Below are 20790 nucleotides of genomic sequence, written 5' to 3'. Positions count from 1 at the left end.
TGCTAGATGTTATTTCTTCTTGCAACGATTCTACTCTCTTTTTTAAAGAATAGGCTAAATCCTTGTAATATCAAGCTAATTGGACGTGATTCTTAAGTTCTTTTTTTCTTAAAATATTCTTGCTTGGTAATTAATTATTAATAATTTTTAATAGGAAAGCTACTGTTCAAATTGTTTGAAAAAGAAAGCGCTACTATTTATAATATAGATGAAATAAAAAATAGAAAGGAATGATTATGATGGCAAATGATGTGACTCCTCGTAACTCTAGCTTATTCGATATGACTCCTTTTGATTTTTTAGGCAATGCAGGTAGAAATTTTTTGGATGGCTTCAAGGAAAATTTAGTGAAAACAGATATTTTTGAAACAGAAGAGAATTATACAGTTGAAGCAGAACTTCCGGGAATTCCAAAAGAAAATATTCAGGTTGATTACACGAATGGTGTATTAACTATTGAAGGTGCTCATCAAACAGAAACTGAGAAAAAAGATGATAAAGGAACTGTTGTCCGTAGTGAAAGAAGTTATAACAGTGTAAAGCGTCAGTTTATGATTGATAATGTGAAAGAGGAGGATATTAAGGCAGCTTATCAAGATGGAATTCTAAAAATTACCTTACCAAAAGCGCAAGTAAAAGTAGAACATAAAAAAGCTATTCCAATCGAGTAATAACTATTAGGAAGCTGTAATATAGACCTAAAAAAAGGAAAAATGATGAGATTAGTCTTGTCTATTTTTCCTTTTTTTATTAGAAAGGAGAAGAGGAAAGATTGAATGATTCAACAAAAGAAAAAAAGGTATATGAAGTGTTTGAAAAAATTTATGACAATTACGATTTCATGAATTCGGTGATTTCATTTGGTCAGCATAAACATTGGCGCAAAAGTACAATGCGTCGTATGAAAGTGAAGAACGGTGACACAGCGTTAGATGTTTGTTGTGGAACAGGTGATTGGACACTCGCACTCGCTCATGCAGTAGGAAAGAGGGGGCAAGTCGTGGGTCTTGATTTTAGTGAGAGCATGTTGACCATTGCCAAAGAAAAAGCTGATAAAAGACAATTGAAGCAAATTGAATGGATCAAAGGAAATGCGATGAAACTTCCTTTTAAAGACAATTCTTTTGATTATGTGACAATTGGGTTTGGCTTAAGAAATGTTCCCGACTATATGGCCGTGTTAAAGGAAATGTATCGTGTAACCAAATTCGGAGGAAGCGTTGTTTCTTTAGAGACGTCTCAACCGACATTAATCGGTTGGCGACAACTCTATAATTTCTATTTTCAATATGTTATGCCAATATTAGCTACCGTGTTTGTGAAAATGTACAAGGAGTATTCATGGTTGCAAGAATCAGCTAAAACATTTCCAGGAAAACAGCAACTCAAGGAAAAGTTTTTAGAAGCCGGATTTACCAAAGTTGATGTAAAAGGATACGTAGGTGGAGCAGTTGCTATGCATGTGGGGAGTAAAATGTAATAATCTACAAGAGAGAACTTTGCTGTTTGTTGATTTCGAATTAAACAATTGTTTTCACGATAATATCAGTTTGGAGAAATAAGTGGTACAGAAATTTTTAAAAGACCTTATTTGATAATACTATGGAGTTTGAGTTACCTCTATATTGAGATTTTATATCTTAGTTTAGAGAGTGAAAGTGGTAAGATTTCAAGAAACCATTTTTTAAAGCTAGGATGATAAAATCTTGGTAATCATCTTAATAATGAAATTAAACTAAAAAGTTACGAAATTGATGTTTAGCGACATATTTCATAGCTTTTTCTTATGGTAACAAAGGAGACCGTGGTATAGATTGATAGTTCAATATTTTTTATATCTTATAACTGTAGAAAAATTATTCATCATTTAGCACGTACTTTATACATATAAAACAAGTCCGCTCTTTGACAATTGGATAGCTTTTTATAGGTAATACTTTCGACTTTATCTTTGAATTGGTTTACTAGACGTTTTTCAACCATACACGAAAGAAATATGGTAATATTTGGTCAAGGTGACTTAGAATTGATTGTTAGTCAAAGCATAGTGATGTATATACTTTGACTATAACTATTTTGAATTGATTTTACTAAAGTAAGGAGTTTATAGATGAAAGAAAAAGCTGAAAAATATTATGATATCAACGATTTGCGTCCATTCGGAAAACAAGCCGATAAACGGATTCCATGGAACCAATACTTTATGGCGCAGTCAGTCATGCTGGCGTTGAGAAGCACTTGTACTCGTTTAGAAGTAGGGGCTACATTAGTCAAAGATAAACGGGTCATTGCAGGAGGATACAACGGATCAGTGAGTGGAGATGATCATTGTATCGATGAAGGATGCTATGTGGTTGACGGTCATTGTATTCGCACGATTCATGCTGAAATGAATGCCTTGTTGCAATGTGCAAAGTTAGGTGTTTCAACAGATGGTGCAGAGATTTATGTGACACATTTTCCGTGTTTGCATTGTACAAAAGCCATTCTGCAAGCAGGAATTCAAAAAATCTATTATCTACATGATTACCACAATAACGCCTATGCACTTGAATTGATTAAACATGTAGGTGTGGAGGTAGAGAAAGTTAAGTTAGAATCAAAATATTTCGAAAAACTGTCTTTTGGTACTTTTGATGACGAGTAGTGGACACGTATGGAAAAATCAATTGATTTTTCCTGTGATGATTGTTGCAACGATTGCGCATGCTAGGTTGTTGCATCAACCATTTTTCATAATAATTAGTCTTTATTTTATAGGAATTCTTTGCTACAAAAAGCAAGTAGTACTTTTACTACTGAGTCTTTTTTGTAGCTTTTTTGTTATTTTCAGGGTAGAACAAACGAATGTAGTCGCTGCCCCGAGTAATCAGGAGATGCAATTTGTTATGCAAGTCTATCCAGATACGATTCAGCTAAATGGTGACCTCATTCAATTTGAAGGGATGACTAAGAAGGGGAAAATCAAAGGGCAATACAAAGCAAAAGACGAGACGGAATTAGCAAGTTGGCAAAAACGCGCACAATGGAATAAAACAATTGCTGTGAAGGGCATATTCAGAGAAAATGCCCCGTCAAAAAATAAACATGGTTTTGATCAACAAGCTTTTTTATTTGCTAGCAATCAGTTAGGCACATTTCTAATTGATGACCTCTTGCCACAAGGAGACAACCATGGATGGAGCTACTTAAGGCAAAAACGAGCTGCATTGATTGATTGGCTAGAGCTGCAGTTTCCACAAAAAATAGCCACCTATTTTATGGCATTACTGGTTGGTTATCGTAATCAATCTTTTCAAGAATTACGTGACATTTATAGTAGTAGCGGCATTTTACATTTTTTTACAATCTCAGGCATGCATGTCTATATATTTTATGGTTGGCTGCATCGTTTATTACGAAGAACGCGTCTTGTTTTTATGGAGTTTGGTTGGATTATGGGGATATTGATTGTGATCGGGATTGTTCTTTTTGGTCAAGGGATCAGTGTTTGGCGCGCGTCATTGTTGTATGGATTAAATTTACTATTAAAGGAAAAGAAAATTTATCTATCGAGTATGGATCGCTTTAGTATTGTTTTACTCTTATTATTACTATTAAACCCCAAAACATTGCTACAGCTATCAGGAATATTATCGGTTGGGATGTCATGGTTGATTTTGTTGCGTGGATCGAACGTAGTAACTTTGTGGCAGCAAGTATGCTTTTCTCAAAAACTCTCTTTATTAGCAGCGCCAGTAATGATGTACTTTTTCTTTGAAATTCCGCTTTTTGCGGGGCTACTCACAGCTGTTTGTGGCCCATTATTTCAGTTCCTTTTGCCGGCGAGTGTCTTAATTTGTGGTTTACAGTGGGCGCATATTCCTGTTGCTGGGTTGATTACTTTATTGACAAAAGGCATTGTTTTGTTTGAAAGTCTTCTGCAACTAACGAAGCCTTTTGTTTTTGTTACTGGTCAACCACATCTACTTTTTGTGATAGTAGTTGTGATTGTTAGTTTATTATTGCATCAAAAGAAAACATTTTTACTGCCGCTTGTATTATTGGTCTTGGTACAACAAGTGGGTGTACCTACGGCCATTTCTTTTGTGGATGTTGGACAGGGAGATAGTATAGTATTACAGTCACGAGGCAATCGAGAAGTCTATGTGGTGGATACGGGTGGTCGCTTGCAATTCAAACAAGAACCATGGAAACAGCGCCATTATCAAGCGGGGATTCATTATAGTCTGTTGCCTTTTTTGAAAGGTGAAGGGGTTCGACAAATAGACGGTTTATTTTTAACTCATGGTGATGCAGACCACATGGGAGATGCACAAGTATTAATTGAGAACCTGCATGTAAAATGGATATATGTCGCCAAAGGAAGTTTACAGCACCCGAATGTCCAAAAATTAGGAAAAAACTTGCCTGCTCGTACTAAAATTAGAGAAGTGGAGGTAAACGAGCGGATAGGAGACGAAGTTGTCTTACAAATATTAGGGCCTAATCACAGAGGAAAAGGGGAGAATGATGATTCGCTCGTCCTAGCAACGACTATTCAGCAAACCAAATTTTTAATGACGGGTGATTTAGGAAAGGCTGGTGAGCAAGAGTTGCTAACAAGATATCCTCAATTGCAAATAGATGTGATGAAACTTGGTCATCATGGGAGTAAAACGTCTACCGATGAAAATTTTATTCAAAGGATTCAATTGAAACAAGGGATTATTTCTGCAGGAAAAAATAATTCCTTTGGTCATCCACATCAAGAAGTTCTGGATGTATTGAACCAAGCGAGTGTTCAAATATTACGAACTGATGAAATGGGGATGATTCGCTATACTTGGAGCTTTTGGCATCAGCATTTACAGGTTGAAGTGATGAAAGATGACTAGCATTTCTAGTAGCTTCATGGTAGGATAACCAAGGAAAGATTGGTGAGGAAATTATGAATACCCAGCAAGCAATACAAGCGATTCATTCGCAAAAATTTCAACCTATTTATTTAGTATTGGGGACGGAAGATTATTTACAAACACAAGTCCGCGAGGCTTTTTTGCAGACGTTACAATTAAGTCATGATGATTTGAATTTTGCACAATTTGATTTGGAACAGGATTCGTTAGATAGCGTCTTAGATGAAGCACAATCAACACCGTTTTTTGGCGACTATCGCTTAATTTTTGCAGAGAATCCTTTTTTCTTAACCGCTGAAAAAAAAGCTAGTGCACCAGAACAAAATATTGATGGCTTGTTGGATTATTTAAAAAATCCAGCAGATACGGCGATTTTAGTCTTTTTTGCAAAATATGACAAGCTAGATGAACGTAAAAAAGTCACCAAACAGCTAAAAAAGGCGGCAGAGTCAATCGAAGTACAGCCGATGAAAGAAGCGGAAGTTCGTCGCTACTTACAGCAGACATTAGATAATGATGGGTTGCTAATGGAGCGGGATGCGTTTGAACTATTTATTCGTTTAACCGATATGCGTTTGTCTAAAGCCATGCAAGAGTTGGATAAACTACGATTATATGCTGGTGATAAAAAGCGAATCTCACGGCAAGCGGTGGAAGCTTTAGTTCCTAAGTCGTTAGAACATAATGTCTTTGATTTAACAAATGATGTCTTACAAGGAAAGACGGAAGAAGCTTTACGTTTATATGATGATTTACATTTGCAAGGAGAAGAGACGATTAAAATCAATGCCATCTTAATTACACAAATCCGCTTATTATTACAAACAGCTATTTTAGTAAAGAGCGGTTATCAACAAGGGAATATTGCTGAAACGTTGAAAGTTCATCCTTATCGAGTGAAACTTGCGATGCAACAAGTGCGAAAGATGAGACAGCAAGATTTATCGTTACTATATGATGAGTTAATTGAAAATGATTATCTTGTAAAAAGTGGGCGCATGGACAAAGAATTTCTATTTCAGTTATTTGTTTTAAAAGCTGCTCAACAAATAAAAAATAGAGGAAAAGCCTAGGCTTTTCCTCTTTCTTTTTAATTATTTCGCGATTTTCTTGCTTAGGCGAGATTTGTCGCGGCTAGCTTTGTTTTTATGGATTAATCCTTTTGACTCAGCCATATCAATTGCTTTAGCAGCATCGTTGAATAACGCATCTACGTTATCAGCACCAGCTTCAACAGCTTGATCGAATTTTTTGATCGCTGTACGCATTGTGCTTAATTGAGATGAATTTTTAGCGTTCGCAACTTCGCTAGTACGTACGCGTTTAATTGCAGATTCAATGTTTGGCATTTGTTTCACCTCCGAATAAAAAGTTATTATACGAAAAACGTATAAATCAACACTAGTCATTATACATAAACAATAGTAGCAATGCAATAATAAGTTGTAAAGAATTTTTACTTAACACAAAAAAAGCGAAGATTTACCTGAAAATTACAAAAAACAAGCATTTTAATTAATGAAATTTGCTTTTTACATACAAATGTCATCTTTCTTTAAAAAATCACTTCCATCAAGTAGGCGTTTTATGCTATGATGACAACGAAAAATGAAATGGTGGTGTGAATTTTGAGTGTGGCATTAATTATAACTATTACCCTTGTTATGGGTGTGGTCTTTGTCAACGGATGGACAGATGCACCGAATGCAATTGCGACGGCAGTCTCAACGCGTGTGCTGAAACCGAATACAGCAATTGGAATTGCGGTTGTGATGAATTTCTTAGGTGCACTGGTTATGACAATGTTCAATGCACAAGTAGCTGAAACAATTAGTAATATTGTGACGTTTGATAGTCAAGGAGTAGAAGCGGCCCAAGTGGCGTTAGCAGCTTCATTATTCTCGATTGTTGTTTGGGCAGTTGCAGCATGGTATTTTGGGATTCCAACGAGTGAATCGCATGCATTGATTGCTGGCTTGACCGGATCGGCAATGGCCTTAGGCGGTTTAGGTGCTGTTAATGGGCAAGAATGGATAAAAGTTCTGATTGGTTTAGTCGTTTCAACAATTCTTGGTTTTGGTGGAGGTTTCCTCATTACTAAAATTCTTGTTTGGATTTTTAGAGACGTTCCAAGAAGAAAAGCCAATAAGGTATTTACTTGGGGGCAAGCGAGTGCTGCCGCAGCGAATGCGTTCTTACATGGTGCACAAGATGGACAAAAATTCATGGGTGTGTTTATGTTAGGATTATTTTATAATGGATTGGCAGAAAAAACTGGCAATGGCTTTATTATTCCTATCTGGGTAATGGCGATTTGTTCCATTACTATGGGAATTGGAACATCTGTTGGTGGCATGCGAATTATTAAATCAGTAGGGATGGATATGGTAAAACTAGAAACATATCAAGGATTCTCTGCCGACTTAAGCGCAGCAATTTGTTTATTGATGGCTTCGTTATTTGGAATTCCTGTTTCAACAACACATACTAAAACAACTGCAATTATGGGCGTGGGAGCTTCAAGAAGGCTATCGAGCGTCGATTGGCGCATTGTCCGAGAAATGATCTTTGCTTGGGTAATGACCTTCCCTGGATGTGGTTTAATTGCTTATATTATGGCAAAACTATTCGTTGCAATTTTTTAAGGAGAGAGTAAAATGGCAAGAAAAAAGCAATATAATTATTTTAAAACAATGGAGAAATTAGCGGAAAATTCCCATCAAGCAGCAAGTATGCTAGAAGAACTAGTCACTAATTATTCCAGTACCGCATTGGATGCAAAAGCAGAAGTCATTCATCAATTAGAAAAGGAAAATGATCGTAATATTGATGAACTAACAAATGAGCTATATGATGCTTTTATTACGCCAATTGACCGTGAAGATATTCTGATTATTTCTGAACGCTTGGACGATATTATTGATGGCATTAATGGGATGACCTATTTGTTTGAAAATCTAGTGATTACTGAATTACGACCAGAAACCGATCATTTTGCAAAAATGGTTCACGAAGCAACAAAAGGTGTTCATACTGCCATGTTAGAATTTCCGAAATTTAAAAATTCAAAAACGTTGAAAAAAATGATTGTTGAAGTCAATGACATTGAATCAGAAGGGGATCGTTTATTTAGCCGTTTGAAAAAGCAATTGTTTACTGAAGAAGAGGATGTTCTTGAAATTATTAAATGGAAAGAAATCTATGATCGCTTTGAAGCTATTTTAAATGCATGTGAAGATGCTGTAGATATCATTGATGGTTTAGTCATCAAAAACACATAAAAACATAGGAAAAGCGACTTTTAGTGATAGAAGTCGCTTTTTTATTGCATCAAAAAAGGAGCAGATTAATTTCCGCTCCTGTAACATTATCTTAAAAATGTGTAACCAATTAAAATAGCCCCTAAGACAATACGATACCAACCAAAAGCGGTAAAGTCATTCTTCTTAATGTAGTTCATTAAGAATTTAATTGCAATAATTGAAACGATGAATGATACGAGTGTACCAATCAGTAAGATAATTGTACTTTGCATATTAAATGAGTTGCCATCGAGGATGAACTTAACTATTTTCAGTAAGCTAGCTCCGAACATTGTAGGTATCCCTAAGAAGAAGGAGAACTCAGCAGAAACGAAACGGGAACCACCAATTAAAATTCCACCTAAAATAGTTGCACCAGAACGCGAAGTTCCTGGTATTAAGGCTAGTACTTGAAACATCCCAATCATCAAAGCGTAGCGATAAGAAATATCAGCTAATGTATTGACTTTTGGTTCTTTTGTTTTGTTGTGCTTTTCAACAAGAATAAAGGCAATACCATAGACAATTAACATAATTGCGACAGGCAAGAACTTATGGAAGTGTTCTTCTAACCAATTATCCAATGGTAAACCGATAATTGCTGAAGGGATAATTGCAACGACTACTTTGAACCAAAGAGACCAAGTATCGCGATTTTCTTGTTTAGTTTTTGATGGAGAAAATGGGTTTAATTTGTGAAAATACAAAACAACTACTGCCAGAATTGCTCCGAGCTGGATAACCACGTTAAACATGGTCATAAAGGCTTCACTTTCATTTAACTTGATGAATTCATCCGCTAAAATTAAGTGACCCGTACTACTAATTGGTAACCATTCGGTGATACCTTCAATGATACCTAAAAGAATGGCTTTAATCACATTTGCTAAAAACATTTTTTCAATCCTTTCTTGAACGTATTTCCTTGCTTAGTATACCGTTTCTTGAAAAGATTACCAACATTTTTTCAAAAAAAGACAACAAACATTTTCTGTTTGTTGTCTTTAAAGTTGATATGATGCCATTTTAATAGAAGTTAATTTAATAAATTTTTAGAAATTTCTTTACCTTTTTCAATATAGGCTTCAGAACCAATTTCTTCACAAGTAAAGTTTCCTGCTTCATATGTGAGTCGAGTAACCGATCCATTTTCTAAACCCATTCGGATATTATTCTCTTCTCGTACAAGGTTTAACAAGAATGCAATTGTCATACCATGGGAGACGATTAGCGCTTTGCCACCCCCGTTTTTTTCAACACGATGGGCAATATCTTCAAAGCCGGTAAGTACACGTGTACTTAATTCTTCATACGTTTCCGCCCAATTAGCAGTGTCAGCTTCATAGATTGCTTCACATACCTCGCGGAAAGTAGTATCACGATCGACCATTTCATCATAACTAGGAAAATCGAGTATACGAGGTAGAACGCCCCACATTTCAGCGTCGTATGCTCCTTCAAGAGAACCAAAACACCATTCACGAATACGTTTGTCAATTCGATAAGGAAGTTTTGCTCCTTGTGGATGTTCACCTAAAATGAGTCGCATTGTTTCAATTGCGCGACCACTATCACTAGATGTTGCTTCAACAAAGTCAATATCTTTTAAACCTAATGCAAGATATTGAATACCTTCAACACCAGCTTTGGTAAGTGGAGTATCACACCAACCTTGTACGCGTTGCAAGGTATTAAACATCGTTTTTCCATGTCTGACGATATATAATTCAGTTTTTGTCATTTGTCTTGCTCCTATCTATTAAAAAATGGGTTTGTCCGTTTTTCATGTTCAATGGTCGTAGAATCGCCATGTCCTGGATATACTGGAAATTGATCAGGCAATGTAAATAGTTGTGTTTGAATGCTTGTTAGGAGTTGTTCAAGGTTTCCTGTATACAAATCTGTCCGCCCGATACTTCCACGGAATAACGCATCGCCACAGACCACAAAATCGTCGAAAATAAAGCTGACACTTCCAATAGAATGTCCAGGTGTTGCCACGACTTTAAATGAAATAGTGCCGATGGTATAGGTTTTCAAGTCAAATTCATGTTCTGCTGGACGAGCAGTAATAGGTTGTGCGCCAGAAAGATTTCGTACGGGATCTTGTAACCAACTATTTTCTAGTGGACTGACATAAACGGGGATTTGATAGATGTCTCGAATGGCATCTACCGCACCGATGTGATCTGAATGCGTATGCGTTAACAAAATTGCTTGCGGTGTCGCATCAATTGTAGCGATGGTATCCATAATTAACTGCGCATCAGCACCAGGATCAATAATCAATAAGTCATTTTGTTGCCAGACAAGGTAGCAATTTTCGGCAAGGTTACCTGTCACTATACGTGTAATTTCCATAAAAAACCTCCTTGAATAGTAGTATCTTAAGTATAACGCAAAGAAAGGATTCTCACAAAAAAAGTTTATTTTTTTATTGGTCTAGGCAACAATCTGTGAAACTTTATAAAATCTGATTAAAAGAAGGGGGTAAAATTAAAAATTACATGAAAAAAACATCGAATAGATTTTTTAAGTCAGTCCCTTTGTTATACTACGAGTAGATAAGGGAGGGATAAGTTTGAAAAAATATGTATCGTTTTTTTCTTTAGGATGTTTGATGCTCTTTCTATCAGCTTGTCAAAATTCTCCCGAAGTAATTGATGCGAAGAAAGACGTATCGACTGAAACAACTACGGCAACTTTAGAAGCAACACCAAAAAGTGTCTTATTAATCCAAAAAAAGACAGCCGAATTTCCTCAAAGTCAAGGGGTCTATGATTATAATCAAGGGAAACTAACGGTGGTTAAACAGTATCACTCTAATAAAAATAAAGATACTGCTCGAGTCCCAGAGAATAGTCGTGAATTGATTAAACAAGATTTTGCTGAGAATTTTTCACAAATTGAATGGGAAGAAGACCCTTTTAAAGTCTATGAAGAGAAGTACCAACAAGTTGAATTAACTATTGATCAAGAGAAAATTGATCTGTATACAAATGATTTTGAAAAAACGTTTTATTTTGAACCAACTAAAAGATATGTTTACGATGAGAACAATGTATTCTATACCGTCCAATATGATTAATAAACCAAAGGAATTTTGATTTTTTCAAAATTCCTTTGACATTTTCACCACTTTTTTCGTTAGTAAAGATGAAAGGAGGGGATGAACATGCAGGAATGGTTTATGGGTGTATCGAACCAACGAGTACTTTATCTCTTATCGTTGCTAGCAGTTGCTATGGGCATTGATTTTTTTAGTGGCATCTTATTGGCTAAAATTCGAGGAGAAATGACTTCAAAAATTGGCATTAATGGTATTTTAAGAAAAATTGCGAGTATGATCTTACTCGTTTTTTTCTTACCTGTTGCTAAGTTAATTCCTGGTAACACAGGAATGATTCTGCTGTATATTCTTTATATAGGCTATTTATTCTTAGAGATGCAATCTATACTTGAAAACTATCAAAAAAGTGGAATTGATACGCGTTTATTCGAAAAAATTTTAACCTTGATGAAAGAGCTCTTTAAAAAATAAAGACGAACGAAAGTTTGGTTTTGTTTGCTCGCTCTATGCTGAAAAATCAGTTATAATGGTTGCTTGAAGAAGGTGATCAGATGCAACGAGGAAAAATATCCGTTCGTAAATTAGTGGAGTTTATTTTGAGAAAAGGCAGTATTGATACTCGTAAAGTCAGTAATCACACTGCTCAAGAAGGGGCTAGAATTCATCGTAAACTACAAAAAGCAGCAGGAGAAAACTACCAAAAAGAAGTTTTTTTAAAGACTGAAGTTGATATTGAAGCCGATCAGTTAATTGTTGAGGGACGAGCAGATGGAATTTTCAAAGCTGATCATTGGACAATCGATGAGATTAAAACCTCAGAAATTCATTATGAAGACTTGGAAGCAGGGCAGATTGAATTATTCTTTTATCAAGGGATGGTCTATGCTTACATATATAGTTTGCAGAATGAATTGCAACAAATTGACGTGCAACTAACCTATTATCAAACAACAGAAGAAAAAATCACGAGGACCATTCGCACGTATGATTTTGAGTTTTTAAAAAGTTTTTTTGAAGAGCTGACACAAGAATATCACAAATGGCTATTATTTCAGGAAGAGTGGCGACGTGTCCGTACAACCACTTTACAGACATTAGCTTTCCCTTATGAAGAATACCGTAAAGGGCAACGAGAACTGGCGGTAGCTGCATATAAAACCTTACGGAATCAGCAACGTCTCTTTGTTGAAGCGCCGACAGGGACAGGAAAAACCATTTCAACTTTATTCCCAGCACTAAAAGCGTTAGGGGAAGAGCGAGCTGACCGGATTTTTTATCTCACTGCTAAGACGATTACGCGCCAAGTTGCAGAAGATGCTTTGAAAGCTTTGGCAGATGTTGGGGCTGAAACAAAAAGTGTCACCTTAACAGCGAAAGACAAAATTTGCTTTTTAGATGAGCGAAAATGTAATCCAGATGATTGTATCTACGCCAATGGTTACTACGATCGTATCAACGAAGGATTATGGGATTTACTTCATCATGAAAATCAATTTACGAGAGAGATTATTGAAAAATATGCCAAAAAACATCAATTATGTCCTTTCGAATTGTCGTTAGATGTTAGCTTGTTTTGTGATATTGTGGTTGGCGATTATAATTATTTATTTGACCCAACCGTGTATTTGCGACGCTTTTTTGAAGAGCCGGCAGAAAAATATTATTTCTTAGTGGATGAAGCGCACAATTTGGTCAATCGCTCAAGAGAAATGTATTCAGCGACTCTGACTCGTTCAGCATTTACCGGTTTGATAGATAGCTTAAGTAAAGAACATCGCAAAATCCATCGTAGTTTGAAGAAAGTGGACAAAGAATTTTTGGCTATTAAACAAATTGCTAAAGAAGATAATTGGACCTATCATCACCAAGCACCTGCCGCAGAGGAGTTATTAAATCAATTATTTAAATTTAGTGAATTAGCCAAAGAATGGTTAGCTGCTCATCCAGAAGATACTGCACAAGAGAAAATGTTAGCTGTGTACTTTGATTGTCTGCACTTTTTAAAAATTAGTGAGTATTATGATGACCATTATGAGACAACTGTCGAAATTACCCCTTACGATATGAGCGTTCGTCAATTTTGCATTGAACCAGCACCGTTTTTAGAAAAGATGTTAGATAAAGGGGCGAGTAGTTTACTTTTTTCTGCTAGTTTTAGCCCGTTACCTTATTATCAAGAAGTTCTTGGTGGTGGGGAAGAAGCACTACGATATCGTTTAGCAAGTCCTTTTCCGATTGAAAATCAAAAAATATTAGTGACTAGTTATATTCAAACAACATATAAGAAACGCATGGAGAGTCTACCAGCAATTGTTGAAGCAATCGCGGCCATGGTGACATCAAAAACGGGGAACTATTTAGTATTCTTTCCTTCTTATAAGTATTTAGATGACGTTTATGATTTATTCAAAGAATTGTTCCCTAACATTCAAACCGTTATACAAGATACAAAAATGAATGAGGAAGAGCGGGAGCAATTTTTGGCGAAGTTCCAAGCTAATCCAACTAAGTCGTTAGTCGGTTTTTGTGTTTTGGGTGGGATTTTCTCAGAAGGAATTGATTTGAAAGGTACGCGTCTAATCGGGAGTGCAATTGTAGGTGTAGGTTTGCCTCAAATTAATAATGAACAAGAGTTAATCCGAGAATATTTCGATGAACATAATCGAAATGGCTTTGAATATGCTTATCAGCTACCTGGAATGAATAAAGTCTTGCAAGCAGCTGGACGAGTGATTCGTGATTTGAATGATTGTGGTGTTGTTTTACTACTAGATCAGCGATTTACTACAGGTCGCTATCGTCAATTATTCCCACCGCATTGGCAAGCAGCACAGATTTGTCGTCGTCCACAGGAACTCGTTCACGAATTAACCAAATTTTGGCAATTAAAACAAGACCAGATGTAAATGTTCATCTGGTCTTGTTTGTATGCAATTAGCGATAATTTGTAAATTGTAATTCAATTGGTAACTCCAATTTTCGAAGTAATTGAATCACTGCTTGCAAATCATCACGATTTTTACCAGTCACGCGAATTTGATCATCTTGAATTTGTGCTTTGACCTTTAATTTCGCATTCTTGATGGCTGTCGTAATCTTCTTGGCATTTTCTTTATCAATGCCGCTAATTAATTCTGCGTGTTGACGTGATTTTGATCCTAAAGCATGTTCTGTTTCTGAAAAATGGAGATTTTTAATCGGAACTTCACGTTTAACTAGTTTCCCCAATAATACATCTTTAATCTGATCTAACTTGAAATCATCGTCTCCAACAATCGTTAATTGTTGTTTATCTAATGTGATATCCACTGTGGAACCTTTAAAATCAAAACGATTTTTAAGTTCTCTTAAAGTCATTTGAATTGCATTTTTTACCTCTTCCATATTCATTTCTGAGACAACATCAAAACTTGCATCTTTTGCCATGTTCATCCTCCTTTGTTTTCTTTATTATATCAATCTTTTTTGATTCTGTAACGTTGATTTAACGCGTGATAAGGGAAAATTTTACATATCTAATTTCATATATAAAAGCGGGTAAGGAAGTCCGTCTTCATCAACCTCTGTTCGTTTATAAACGTAAAAATTGAGATATTCATAAAAGCCTCGTGCATCAGGATTTTGTTCATTGACTGTTAATTGATTGACTCCGTATTGTTCAATGCCCAATTGGAGTAGTTGTTTTCCTAAACCTTGTCCTCGATGCTTATCCGATACAAAGAGCATTTCAAGAGTATTTTCTTCGATTCCCATAAAAGCTATCGGGAGATTATCGCTATTTTTCAAAACAATTAAATGTGCAATTTGTTCCAAAGCTTGCGGCACATAGTTTTTAATCTGTTTGATTTCTTCATCAGAAAGGAAAAGATGCGTTTTCTTAACGGATGATTCCCAAACGTCCAATAGGTTTTGTATTAATTCTGGTGTTTTCTGCTTAACTTCGATTATTTCCATTTTTTCTCCTACCTCATATATTGGTCAATTAGTTTAAACAAAAACTCTTTTATCAACTTTTCTCAAAAAGTTAATAAAAGAGCATGCTGTTATAACAATCAAATTTTTATCTAATCCCCAATGCAATACGTGCATATCTTGACATTTTATCAGTTGTCCAAGCAGGGTACCAGACTAATTTGACCTCAACGTTTTTAACTTCAGGGACATCTTCCATCGCATCATGGATGTTGTCAGTTAGAACATCTGCTAATGGGCAACCCATAGTTGTTAAGGTCATTTTGACAACTGCTTCCCCAGTTTCTCCATCAAATTCTACTTCATATACTAAACCTAAGTTGACAATATCAATGCCTAACTCAGGGTCGATAACAGTTTCTAAGGCGGTTAATATACGGTCTTTAATTTCAGTGATTTCTTCTTCGGTTCTTGATTCGCTCATTGAAATTCCTCCTATTTCATTCTATTGAAATCATACCTTGTTTCTAGCGATTTGTAAATCTTTGTGACGCTATTTATTAAGGTCAACGCTTAGTAAAAGCTCGTTCTTTATTGAATTTTATGTTAGAAAAACAAGGCTTGATTTTATTTGTCGTTTGTTTAAAATTGAAGTATAGATAAAAACGTACATTATTTATTCGTGCTTATGGTGATTAATACATCATAAAACCCCTACTGTGAGGGCACACAGTAAGGGTTACCTCTTTTGAGATATGTAGAACGTTAACTACATTATATCAAAGAAAAGAGGAGTTAGAAATGACAATGAAGAAAAAGTTCGGTTTTTTAAGTGTGTTAATCCCATTATTTTTAGTATTTCTTGTTGGTTGTAGTAATAAAATTACGCAAGATGACTTGAAAGAGAATAAGTGGGTTGTAGAGTCTCCCGAGGAAGACAATCCGAATATGATTTTATCTTTCTCAGATCATGTGATGAGTATGACTATCGATATAGATTCTTTTGTCACTACACCAAGAGATGAATGGGAAGCGATGGGCGAAGAACTTGCGAAAACATTGATTGAGCAAATGGAAATTAAAACAGAGTATTCGATAGAAAATAATGAAATAACTATTCAAAATCCGAAGTGGTAACTTATGAGCTTTCTCGAGAAGATGATAATATTTTATTCATGCCACCAAAGGACGATGAAGAATTAGAACAGATGACGTTGATTCCTTACGTAGAGAAAACTGAAGAAACATCTTCAAGTAGTGTGGAGTAAACAAATACTGCTATTTAAAGATAAAAAGAACCTGCTTTTGGCTCTTTTTATCTTTTTTCTCTGTTGTGAGAATGATGGTGAGGGAAGAATTTACGTATATAATGTGTTGAGAAGGACATTTTTTAACCATATCTAAGTTAATTGTTATAATAGAGCTGTAAGTAAAAATGTCAAATAGTGAAAGTAAAGGGGAAATAAATTGAGTACAGAAGCGAAAGATGAGACAACAAAAGTTTTGAGTTATGTAGGGGACTTGCATACGGATAAAACTATCTTTTTGAGACAAGTTGTTGAAGTGAATGAAGCAGTAAACAATCAAAACTACCATGAATTATTTAAGGATTTGGTGGATAAATGAAAATGAGTAAAAACCGCCTAAGAGATGAATTTCTTACTATTAAGAGCTGTTTGTTTAAATTATCCGTAATCTTGCTCAATATTTTTGCGATACTTTTTCTTGCCTTCTCCCTTTATAGTATGGGAGGTTCTCTATACAATCAATTATGGGCAGCAAGTATATCGGTCTTTTTTCTTGTTTTGTTGGGGAGTACAGTTGTCTTGATGACATATCAGTTGTTTCTGAAAATATTTAGGAATAAAACGAGGTTATTCCTTACAAAATTGGCAAATAGCTTTGCAGTTGGTTCCTTCTTATATTTCACATCGTTGTCTACTTATATTTATTTTATTGAACAAGATGGAACGGTTTGGAAACAGCTTATTTTTGGAATAGTAGCGACACTTTTGGCAGTTATCAATATGATAGTAGCAAAACGCAAGCAATAAGTGTTTTTACCTCGCAATAATACATAGATATTGTGTTTTTTTATGAAGGGAGCATAAGATGAAATTCGATACAGTTTTTATCGATCGTGATGGAACAATTGGTGGTAATGGACATTATTGCTCAGTGGAAGATTTTGTGCTATTTGAACATTCGTTAGCATCCATTCAATTGTTAAAAGAAAAAGGTTGTCGCGTGTTTGCGTTGACGAATCAAACAAAAATATCGGATGGTACGATGAATGAAGAAGAATTACGTTGTTCGTTACTTGCTATGGGCTTTACGGATGTTTTTATTTGCCCACATCATGAAACAGAAGGTTGCCATTGTCGTAAACCGAAGATAGGGTTGATTGAAGAGGCTGAAAACAAGTACCTATTTGAACGGAAGAACGCGGTTATCATCGGTGATAGTTATAAAGCGGACATGGGTTGTGCCAAAAACAGTCAGATAGTAGGAATACACGTTGCTACAGGTAGAGATGCAGAAGATAAATCATTATGTCATGCGCATGAATGTTTAGAAGTAGCAGATATTTATGAAGCAGCTCAATGGATTGTCGCACAAAATAGTAAAACAAATTAATGATTAAATTAAAAATAGATGCGGGATAAATGTCAGATCGCTTAGTAAAAACTACTATCTTACCTTGTCAGAAATGATAAACTAAAGATAGTAGTTTTTAATTTGGAGAAGGAGGCAATTAGACCATGAAGGAATACCAAGAACGAATTTTAGCCAATAAAATCAGACATCAATTTAACACGACCAACATTGAAAAAGAATTTTTATTATTGTATGGAGAAGTTGCTGAAGCATTTGAAGCCTATAAAAAGAATGAATCTATTGGTGAAGAATTAGCAGATGTAGCTATTTATTTGCTAGGTTTAGCTGAAATATTAGACATTGATTTAGAAAAAGAGATTGTAGCAAAGATGGCCATCAATGAACAACGAGTGTATCAAAAAAATAAAAATGGTTATGTAGAAAAGATATAAACTTATCAAATGAGTAAATAGACCCTCTGAGAGTCTCCACGAAAAATGTAATTTATGCTATAATTTTGCTAAATTGAAAAGGAGGAAATATGGAAAGTGTTGAGATTGTCGATTACAATGAGCAATACCATGAGGGTTTCAAGCAGTTATCATATGAATGGCTAGAAAAATATGTGACGGTTGAACCAGAAGATGTTCGGATATTAATGCTCCTAAAGAAGTTATTCTTGATAATGGTGGCTATATTTATTTTGCGAAATATCAAGGTGAAATTGTTGGTACCGTTTCGTTGATAAAAGTCGACGCAGAGACATTCGAATTGGCAAAACTAGCGGTAACTGAGAAATATCAAGGGTTAAGTATTGGGAGAGACTTAATGACATACTGTCTATCTGTAGCCAAACAAAAACAAGCGAAGAAAATCATTCTTTATACAGATAATAAACTTGTTTCAGCGGTGGCCTTATATAGGAAGTTTTCTTTTAAAGAAGTTCCAATAATAAATAATAAGTACGTTGATTCAGATTTAATGATGGCGTTAGATTTATAATTGAGAGGGGAAGAATTATGTTACAAACAAATTTTGTTAATCATACGTTTGAAAATCCATTGATGAATGCATCAGGCATCCATTGCATGACAGTTGAGGAAATGAAGGAATTAGCAAACTCCAAAGCGGGTGCTTATGTAACGAAAAGTACCACATTAAAAGAACGAGCAGGTAACCCATCTCCGCGTTATGTTGATGTGCCGTTAGGGAGCATTAATTCTATGGGCTTGCCAAATTTAGGAATAGATTATTATTTAGACTATGTAAGTGAAGCGCAAACAAAAACAGAAACACCTATTTTCTTTTCGATTGCTGGTATGAGTGTAGCAGAAAATATTGAAATGTTAGAAAAAATTCAAGCCAGTGATTTTCATGGTGTGACAGAATTAAATTTATCTTGTCCAAATGTCCCAGGTAAACCACAAGTTGCCTATGATTTTGATCTGACAGAAGAAACGCTGGAAAAAATATTCGCATTCTTTACAAAACCATTAGGGATTAAATTACCTCCATACTTTGATTTGGCACATTTTGATCAAATGGCTGCTATTTTAAACAAATATCCTTTGACTTATGTGAATACAATTAATTCAGTTGGTAACGGTCTGTATATCGATGTAGATAAAGAGCAAGTCGTGATTAAGCCTAAAGATGGGTTTGGCGGATTAGGTGGCGAATATATTAAACCAACGGCTTTGGCAAATGTTCGTGGATTCTACACACGCTTAAACCCAAGTATTAAAATCATTGGGACAGGCGGAATCCGTAACGGACAAGATGCCTTTGAACATTTACTTTGTGGTGCAACGATGTTACAAATTGGTACAGAATTGCATAAAGAAGGTCCGGCTATTTTTGAACGTATTGCATCGGAATTAGAAGATATTATGGAGGTTAAAGGATACAAAAGCATTGATGAGTTTCGTGGAAAGTTACGATCAATCACTGATTAATGAGGAAAACACATGGATTTTAGGAAAGCAACTATCGAGGATTTACCAGAAATCATGGCAATTATTCAAGACGCAATTGAATTGTTACGTAAACAAAGATCACCTCAATGGCAAAATGGCTATGGTCCTTCAAAAGAAAAAATTCAGCATGACATTCAGGAGAATGCCTTATATGTACTAAGTGATGGACAGATACTAGCGTTGGCTGCATTAATTGAAGGAGAAGATCCGGTATATACGGCTATAGAAGAAGGGAAATGGCAAGATTCAGCTGCCTACCTTTCAATTCATCGTGTAGCTGTCGCCCAAAAAGCAACTGGGAGAGGAATCGCTCAACAATTGTTGAAGTGTCTAATAGAAGAAAGCAAAGCCCGCAAGATTAGCGATATTCGCATAGACACGCATGAATTGAACCGAGGAATGCAAAAAGCTATTCTTAAAACAGGTTTCACATATAGGGGCATCGTCTATTTTCCAATTCCAGATGGTAAGAGACTTGCATATCAATATATATGCGAATAAAAAAACATCAATAGACTTGTCTCTTTTTAGTACAATTGGTAAGATGAAGGACGAAAAGGATGGTGCAAGCGATGAAAAAACGTTTGAAAAAGAAAAAAGCTTATAAACAATACATGAAAGATATTTTTGAAGGGTATGAATCAATGCTGGAAAATCCAGAATTGAATGAACTAACGTTTCGTTATTTAAAAGAGGAAACGACATTAAGTCGAGATGAGAAGAAACAAATTCGTTTTAGAACACGCGATATTGGATAATGAGAAAGGCATTAGCGCTTGATTTTTCAAGTTCTGATGCCTTTTTTTAGAAAAAAGATGAAAATATCAAATTTCATGTTGACTTGTAGGGAAGAAACGTGGTAAGTTATTCAACGTTGGTTTGAAACTAAAAGCCAAAATAACTTTTTTATTTTAATTAAAAAAAGTTGTTGACGGATTTAAAAACACATGATATTATAACGAAGTCGCAATTTTAGAAAAAGAAATTTTGTTGATACATCAACAAAATTAATTGAAAAAAGTTGTTGACAAATA

Annotated in this window: 27 protein-coding genes; 20 read left to right on the top strand and 7 right to left on the bottom strand. The window is 35.3% G+C overall.

Features of this window, described 5'->3' with window-relative positions; translation table 11 throughout:
* Positions 1 to 239: 239 nt before the first annotated feature.
* The 5 genes from BAU17_RS01905 (at position 240) to holA (ending at position 5971) form a co-directional block, all read left to right on the top strand.
* Positions 240 to 671, top strand: a complete 432-nt coding sequence (locus BAU17_RS01905) for an Hsp20/alpha crystallin family protein (protein WP_161901126.1) — start codon at positions 240 to 242, stop codon at positions 669 to 671.
* A 101-nt stretch (positions 672 to 772) separates the two neighbouring features.
* The gene (locus BAU17_RS01900) at positions 773 to 1480 is read left to right on the top strand and encodes a demethylmenaquinone methyltransferase (RefSeq protein ID WP_161901123.1); all 708 of its coding nucleotides are present in this window, start codon (positions 773 to 775) and stop codon (positions 1478 to 1480) included.
* A 630-nt stretch (positions 1481 to 2110) separates the two neighbouring features.
* Positions 2111 to 2647: a ComE operon protein 2 gene (locus BAU17_RS01895; protein WP_161901122.1), complete on the top strand. Its 537-nt coding sequence runs from the start codon at positions 2111 to 2113 to the stop codon at positions 2645 to 2647.
* 241 nt (positions 2648 to 2888) lie between these two features.
* Positions 2889 to 4877: a DNA internalization-related competence protein ComEC/Rec2 gene (locus BAU17_RS01890; protein WP_237579070.1), complete on the top strand. Its 1989-nt coding sequence runs from the start codon at positions 2889 to 2891 to the stop codon at positions 4875 to 4877.
* Between the two features lie 53 nt (positions 4878 to 4930).
* Complete coding sequence (gene holA / locus BAU17_RS01885) at positions 4931 to 5971, top strand: DNA polymerase III subunit delta (RefSeq protein ID WP_161901120.1); 1041 nt, start codon at positions 4931 to 4933, stop codon at positions 5969 to 5971.
* Positions 5972 to 5992: 21 nt separating this feature from the next.
* Here holA and rpsT read toward each other — a convergent pair whose 3' ends face one another.
* Positions 5993 to 6247 carry a 30S ribosomal protein S20 gene (gene rpsT, locus BAU17_RS01880; protein WP_161901119.1) on the bottom strand — a complete coding sequence of 85 codons (255 nt, stop codon included), beginning with the start codon at positions 6245 to 6247 and terminating at the stop codon, positions 5993 to 5995.
* A 279-nt stretch (positions 6248 to 6526) separates the two neighbouring features.
* On the opposite strand from rpsT, the gene BAU17_RS01875 reads away from it, so the two are divergent.
* Positions 6527 to 7543 carry an inorganic phosphate transporter gene (locus BAU17_RS01875; RefSeq protein ID WP_202622259.1) on the top strand — a complete coding sequence of 339 codons (1017 nt, stop codon included), beginning with the start codon at positions 6527 to 6529 and terminating at the stop codon, positions 7541 to 7543.
* 12 nt (positions 7544 to 7555) lie between these two features.
* Positions 7556 to 8179, top strand: a complete 624-nt coding sequence (locus tag BAU17_RS01870) for a DUF47 domain-containing protein (RefSeq protein WP_161901118.1) — start codon at positions 7556 to 7558, stop codon at positions 8177 to 8179.
* 86 nt (positions 8180 to 8265) lie between these two features.
* Here BAU17_RS01870 and BAU17_RS01865 read toward each other — a convergent pair whose 3' ends face one another.
* From BAU17_RS01865 to BAU17_RS01855, 3 genes are all read right to left on the bottom strand, one after another.
* Entirely contained in the window at positions 8266 to 9096 is an 831-nt protein-coding gene (locus tag BAU17_RS01865; RefSeq protein ID WP_161901117.1) for an undecaprenyl-diphosphate phosphatase, read from the bottom strand.
* A 140-nt stretch (positions 9097 to 9236) separates the two neighbouring features.
* The gene (locus BAU17_RS01860) at positions 9237 to 9941 is read right to left on the bottom strand and encodes a histidine phosphatase family protein (RefSeq protein WP_161901116.1); all 705 of its coding nucleotides are present in this window, start codon (positions 9939 to 9941) and stop codon (positions 9237 to 9239) included.
* An 11-nt stretch (positions 9942 to 9952) separates the two neighbouring features.
* Positions 9953 to 10561: an MBL fold metallo-hydrolase gene (locus BAU17_RS01855; RefSeq protein WP_161901115.1), complete on the bottom strand. Its 609-nt coding sequence runs from the start codon at positions 10559 to 10561 to the stop codon at positions 9953 to 9955.
* 220 nt (positions 10562 to 10781) lie between these two features.
* On the opposite strand from BAU17_RS01855, the gene BAU17_RS01850 reads away from it, so the two are divergent.
* From BAU17_RS01850 to BAU17_RS01840, 3 genes are all read left to right on the top strand, one after another.
* A complete protein-coding gene (locus tag BAU17_RS01850) occupies positions 10782 to 11288 on the top strand; it encodes a hypothetical protein (protein WP_231473944.1) in 507 nt (168 codons plus the stop codon).
* A gap of 87 nt (positions 11289 to 11375) precedes the next feature.
* Positions 11376 to 11741 carry a phage holin family protein gene (locus BAU17_RS01845; protein WP_161901114.1) on the top strand — a complete coding sequence of 122 codons (366 nt, stop codon included), beginning with the start codon at positions 11376 to 11378 and terminating at the stop codon, positions 11739 to 11741.
* A gap of 80 nt (positions 11742 to 11821) precedes the next feature.
* Entirely contained in the window at positions 11822 to 14176 is a 2355-nt protein-coding gene (locus BAU17_RS01840; RefSeq protein WP_161901113.1) for an ATP-dependent DNA helicase, read from the top strand.
* 28 nt (positions 14177 to 14204) lie between these two features.
* Here the strand turns inward: BAU17_RS01840 and BAU17_RS01835 are convergent, their stop codons facing one another.
* The 3 genes from BAU17_RS01835 to BAU17_RS01825 all read right to left on the bottom strand — a co-directional run bounded on the left by BAU17_RS01835 (position 14205) and on the right by BAU17_RS01825 (position 15666).
* Positions 14205 to 14696 (bottom strand): YajQ family cyclic di-GMP-binding protein, encoded by a 492-nt coding sequence (locus tag BAU17_RS01835; protein WP_161901112.1) that lies wholly within the window; start codon positions 14694 to 14696, stop codon positions 14205 to 14207.
* Between the two features lie 81 nt (positions 14697 to 14777).
* Entirely contained in the window at positions 14778 to 15224 is a 447-nt protein-coding gene (locus BAU17_RS01830) for a GNAT family N-acetyltransferase (protein WP_161901111.1), read from the bottom strand.
* A gap of 106 nt (positions 15225 to 15330) precedes the next feature.
* Positions 15331 to 15666: a metal-sulfur cluster assembly factor gene (locus BAU17_RS01825; protein WP_161901110.1), complete on the bottom strand. Its 336-nt coding sequence runs from the start codon at positions 15664 to 15666 to the stop codon at positions 15331 to 15333.
* 317 nt (positions 15667 to 15983) lie between these two features.
* Here BAU17_RS01825 and BAU17_RS01820 point away from each other — a divergent pair, with 317 nt between their 5' ends.
* The 10 genes from BAU17_RS01820 (at position 15984) to BAU17_RS01780 (ending at position 20514) form a co-directional block, all read left to right on the top strand.
* Positions 15984 to 16319 carry a hypothetical protein gene (locus BAU17_RS01820; protein ID WP_161901109.1) on the top strand — a complete coding sequence of 112 codons (336 nt, stop codon included), beginning with the start codon at positions 15984 to 15986 and terminating at the stop codon, positions 16317 to 16319.
* Between the two features lie 330 nt (positions 16320 to 16649).
* Complete coding sequence (locus BAU17_RS01815) at positions 16650 to 16808, top strand: hypothetical protein (RefSeq protein ID WP_161901108.1); 159 nt, start codon at positions 16650 to 16652, stop codon at positions 16806 to 16808.
* A complete protein-coding gene (locus tag BAU17_RS01810; protein ID WP_161901107.1) occupies positions 16805 to 17236 on the top strand; it encodes a hypothetical protein in 432 nt (143 codons plus the stop codon). The genes BAU17_RS01815 and BAU17_RS01810 overlap by 4 nt, the downstream gene beginning before the upstream one ends.
* 58 nt (positions 17237 to 17294) lie before the next feature.
* A complete protein-coding gene (locus tag BAU17_RS01805) occupies positions 17295 to 17819 on the top strand; it encodes an HAD-IIIA family hydrolase (protein ID WP_161901106.1) in 525 nt (174 codons plus the stop codon).
* A gap of 125 nt (positions 17820 to 17944) precedes the next feature.
* Positions 17945 to 18232 (top strand): MazG-like family protein, encoded by a 288-nt coding sequence (locus BAU17_RS01800; RefSeq protein WP_161901105.1) that lies wholly within the window; start codon positions 17945 to 17947, stop codon positions 18230 to 18232.
* 89 nt (positions 18233 to 18321) lie between these two features.
* Positions 18322 to 18525, top strand: coding sequence for a hypothetical protein (locus tag BAU17_RS14160; protein ID WP_237579069.1), 204 nt, complete (start codon positions 18322 to 18324; stop codon positions 18523 to 18525).
* Positions 18435 to 18782: a GNAT family N-acetyltransferase gene (locus BAU17_RS14155; RefSeq protein ID WP_337248042.1), complete on the top strand. Its 348-nt coding sequence runs from the start codon at positions 18435 to 18437 to the stop codon at positions 18780 to 18782. The genes BAU17_RS14160 and BAU17_RS14155 overlap by 91 nt, the downstream gene beginning before the upstream one ends.
* A 17-nt stretch (positions 18783 to 18799) precedes the next feature.
* Positions 18800 to 19735, top strand: a complete 936-nt coding sequence (locus BAU17_RS01790; protein WP_161901104.1) for a dihydroorotate oxidase — start codon at positions 18800 to 18802, stop codon at positions 19733 to 19735.
* 12 nt (positions 19736 to 19747) lie between these two features.
* The gene (locus BAU17_RS01785) at positions 19748 to 20257 is read left to right on the top strand and encodes a GNAT family N-acetyltransferase (protein WP_161901103.1); all 510 of its coding nucleotides are present in this window, start codon (positions 19748 to 19750) and stop codon (positions 20255 to 20257) included.
* Between the two features lie 71 nt (positions 20258 to 20328).
* Positions 20329 to 20514 (top strand): hypothetical protein, encoded by a 186-nt coding sequence (locus BAU17_RS01780; RefSeq protein ID WP_161901102.1) that lies wholly within the window; start codon positions 20329 to 20331, stop codon positions 20512 to 20514.
* The last annotated feature ends 276 nt before the right edge of the window (positions 20515 to 20790 follow it).

Source organism: Candidatus Enterococcus willemsii (assembly GCF_009933335.1).
Classification (GTDB): domain Bacteria; phylum Bacillota; class Bacilli; order Lactobacillales; family Enterococcaceae; genus Enterococcus_F; species Enterococcus_F willemsii.
The sequence above is the reverse complement of the archived record's forward strand: the minus strand, read 5'-3'. Positions and strand labels throughout refer to the sequence as shown.

What these genes read in the sequence shown, in the direction of transcription:
- BAU17_RS01905 (WP_161901126.1), top strand. Translation starts at nt 240, where the DNA reads ATGGCAAATGATGTGACTCCTCGTAACTCTAGCTTATTCGATATGACT.
- BAU17_RS01895 (WP_161901122.1), top strand. Translation starts at nt 2,111, where the DNA reads ATGAAAGAAAAAGCTGAAAAATATTATGATATCAACGATTTGCGTCCA.
- BAU17_RS01890 (WP_237579070.1), top strand. Translation starts at nt 2,889, where the DNA reads ATGCAAGTCTATCCAGATACGATTCAGCTAAATGGTGACCTCATTCAA.
- holA (WP_161901120.1), top strand. Translation starts at nt 4,931, where the DNA reads ATGAATACCCAGCAAGCAATACAAGCGATTCATTCGCAAAAATTTCAA.
- rpsT (WP_161901119.1), bottom strand. Translation starts at nt 6,247, where the DNA reads ATGCCAAACATTGAATCTGCAATTAAACGCGTACGTACTAGCGAAGTT.
- BAU17_RS01870 (WP_161901118.1), top strand. Translation starts at nt 7,556, where the DNA reads ATGGCAAGAAAAAAGCAATATAATTATTTTAAAACAATGGAGAAATTA.
- BAU17_RS01865 (WP_161901117.1), bottom strand. Translation starts at nt 9,096, where the DNA reads ATGTTTTTAGCAAATGTGATTAAAGCCATTCTTTTAGGTATCATTGAA.
- BAU17_RS01860 (WP_161901116.1), bottom strand. Translation starts at nt 9,941, where the DNA reads ATGACAAAAACTGAATTATATATCGTCAGACATGGAAAAACGATGTTT.
- BAU17_RS01855 (WP_161901115.1), bottom strand. Translation starts at nt 10,561, where the DNA reads ATGGAAATTACACGTATAGTGACAGGTAACCTTGCCGAAAATTGCTAC.
- BAU17_RS01845 (WP_161901114.1), top strand. Translation starts at nt 11,376, where the DNA reads ATGCAGGAATGGTTTATGGGTGTATCGAACCAACGAGTACTTTATCTC.
- BAU17_RS01840 (WP_161901113.1), top strand. Translation starts at nt 11,822, where the DNA reads ATGCAACGAGGAAAAATATCCGTTCGTAAATTAGTGGAGTTTATTTTG.
- BAU17_RS01835 (WP_161901112.1), bottom strand. Translation starts at nt 14,696, where the DNA reads ATGGCAAAAGATGCAAGTTTTGATGTTGTCTCAGAAATGAATATGGAA.
- BAU17_RS01830 (WP_161901111.1), bottom strand. Translation starts at nt 15,224, where the DNA reads ATGGAAATAATCGAAGTTAAGCAGAAAACACCAGAATTAATACAAAAC.
- BAU17_RS01825 (WP_161901110.1), bottom strand. Translation starts at nt 15,666, where the DNA reads ATGAGCGAATCAAGAACCGAAGAAGAAATCACTGAAATTAAAGACCGT.
- BAU17_RS01820 (WP_161901109.1), top strand. Translation starts at nt 15,984, where the DNA reads ATGACAATGAAGAAAAAGTTCGGTTTTTTAAGTGTGTTAATCCCATTA.
- BAU17_RS01810 (WP_161901107.1), top strand. Translation starts at nt 16,805, where the DNA reads ATGAAAATGAGTAAAAACCGCCTAAGAGATGAATTTCTTACTATTAAG.
- BAU17_RS01805 (WP_161901106.1), top strand. Translation starts at nt 17,295, where the DNA reads ATGAAATTCGATACAGTTTTTATCGATCGTGATGGAACAATTGGTGGT.
- BAU17_RS01800 (WP_161901105.1), top strand. Translation starts at nt 17,945, where the DNA reads ATGAAGGAATACCAAGAACGAATTTTAGCCAATAAAATCAGACATCAA.
- BAU17_RS14160 (WP_237579069.1), top strand. Translation starts at nt 18,322, where the DNA reads ATGGAAAGTGTTGAGATTGTCGATTACAATGAGCAATACCATGAGGGT.
- BAU17_RS01790 (WP_161901104.1), top strand. Translation starts at nt 18,800, where the DNA reads ATGTTACAAACAAATTTTGTTAATCATACGTTTGAAAATCCATTGATG.
- BAU17_RS01785 (WP_161901103.1), top strand. Translation starts at nt 19,748, where the DNA reads ATGGATTTTAGGAAAGCAACTATCGAGGATTTACCAGAAATCATGGCA.
- BAU17_RS01780 (WP_161901102.1), top strand. Translation starts at nt 20,329, where the DNA reads ATGAAAAAACGTTTGAAAAAGAAAAAAGCTTATAAACAATACATGAAA.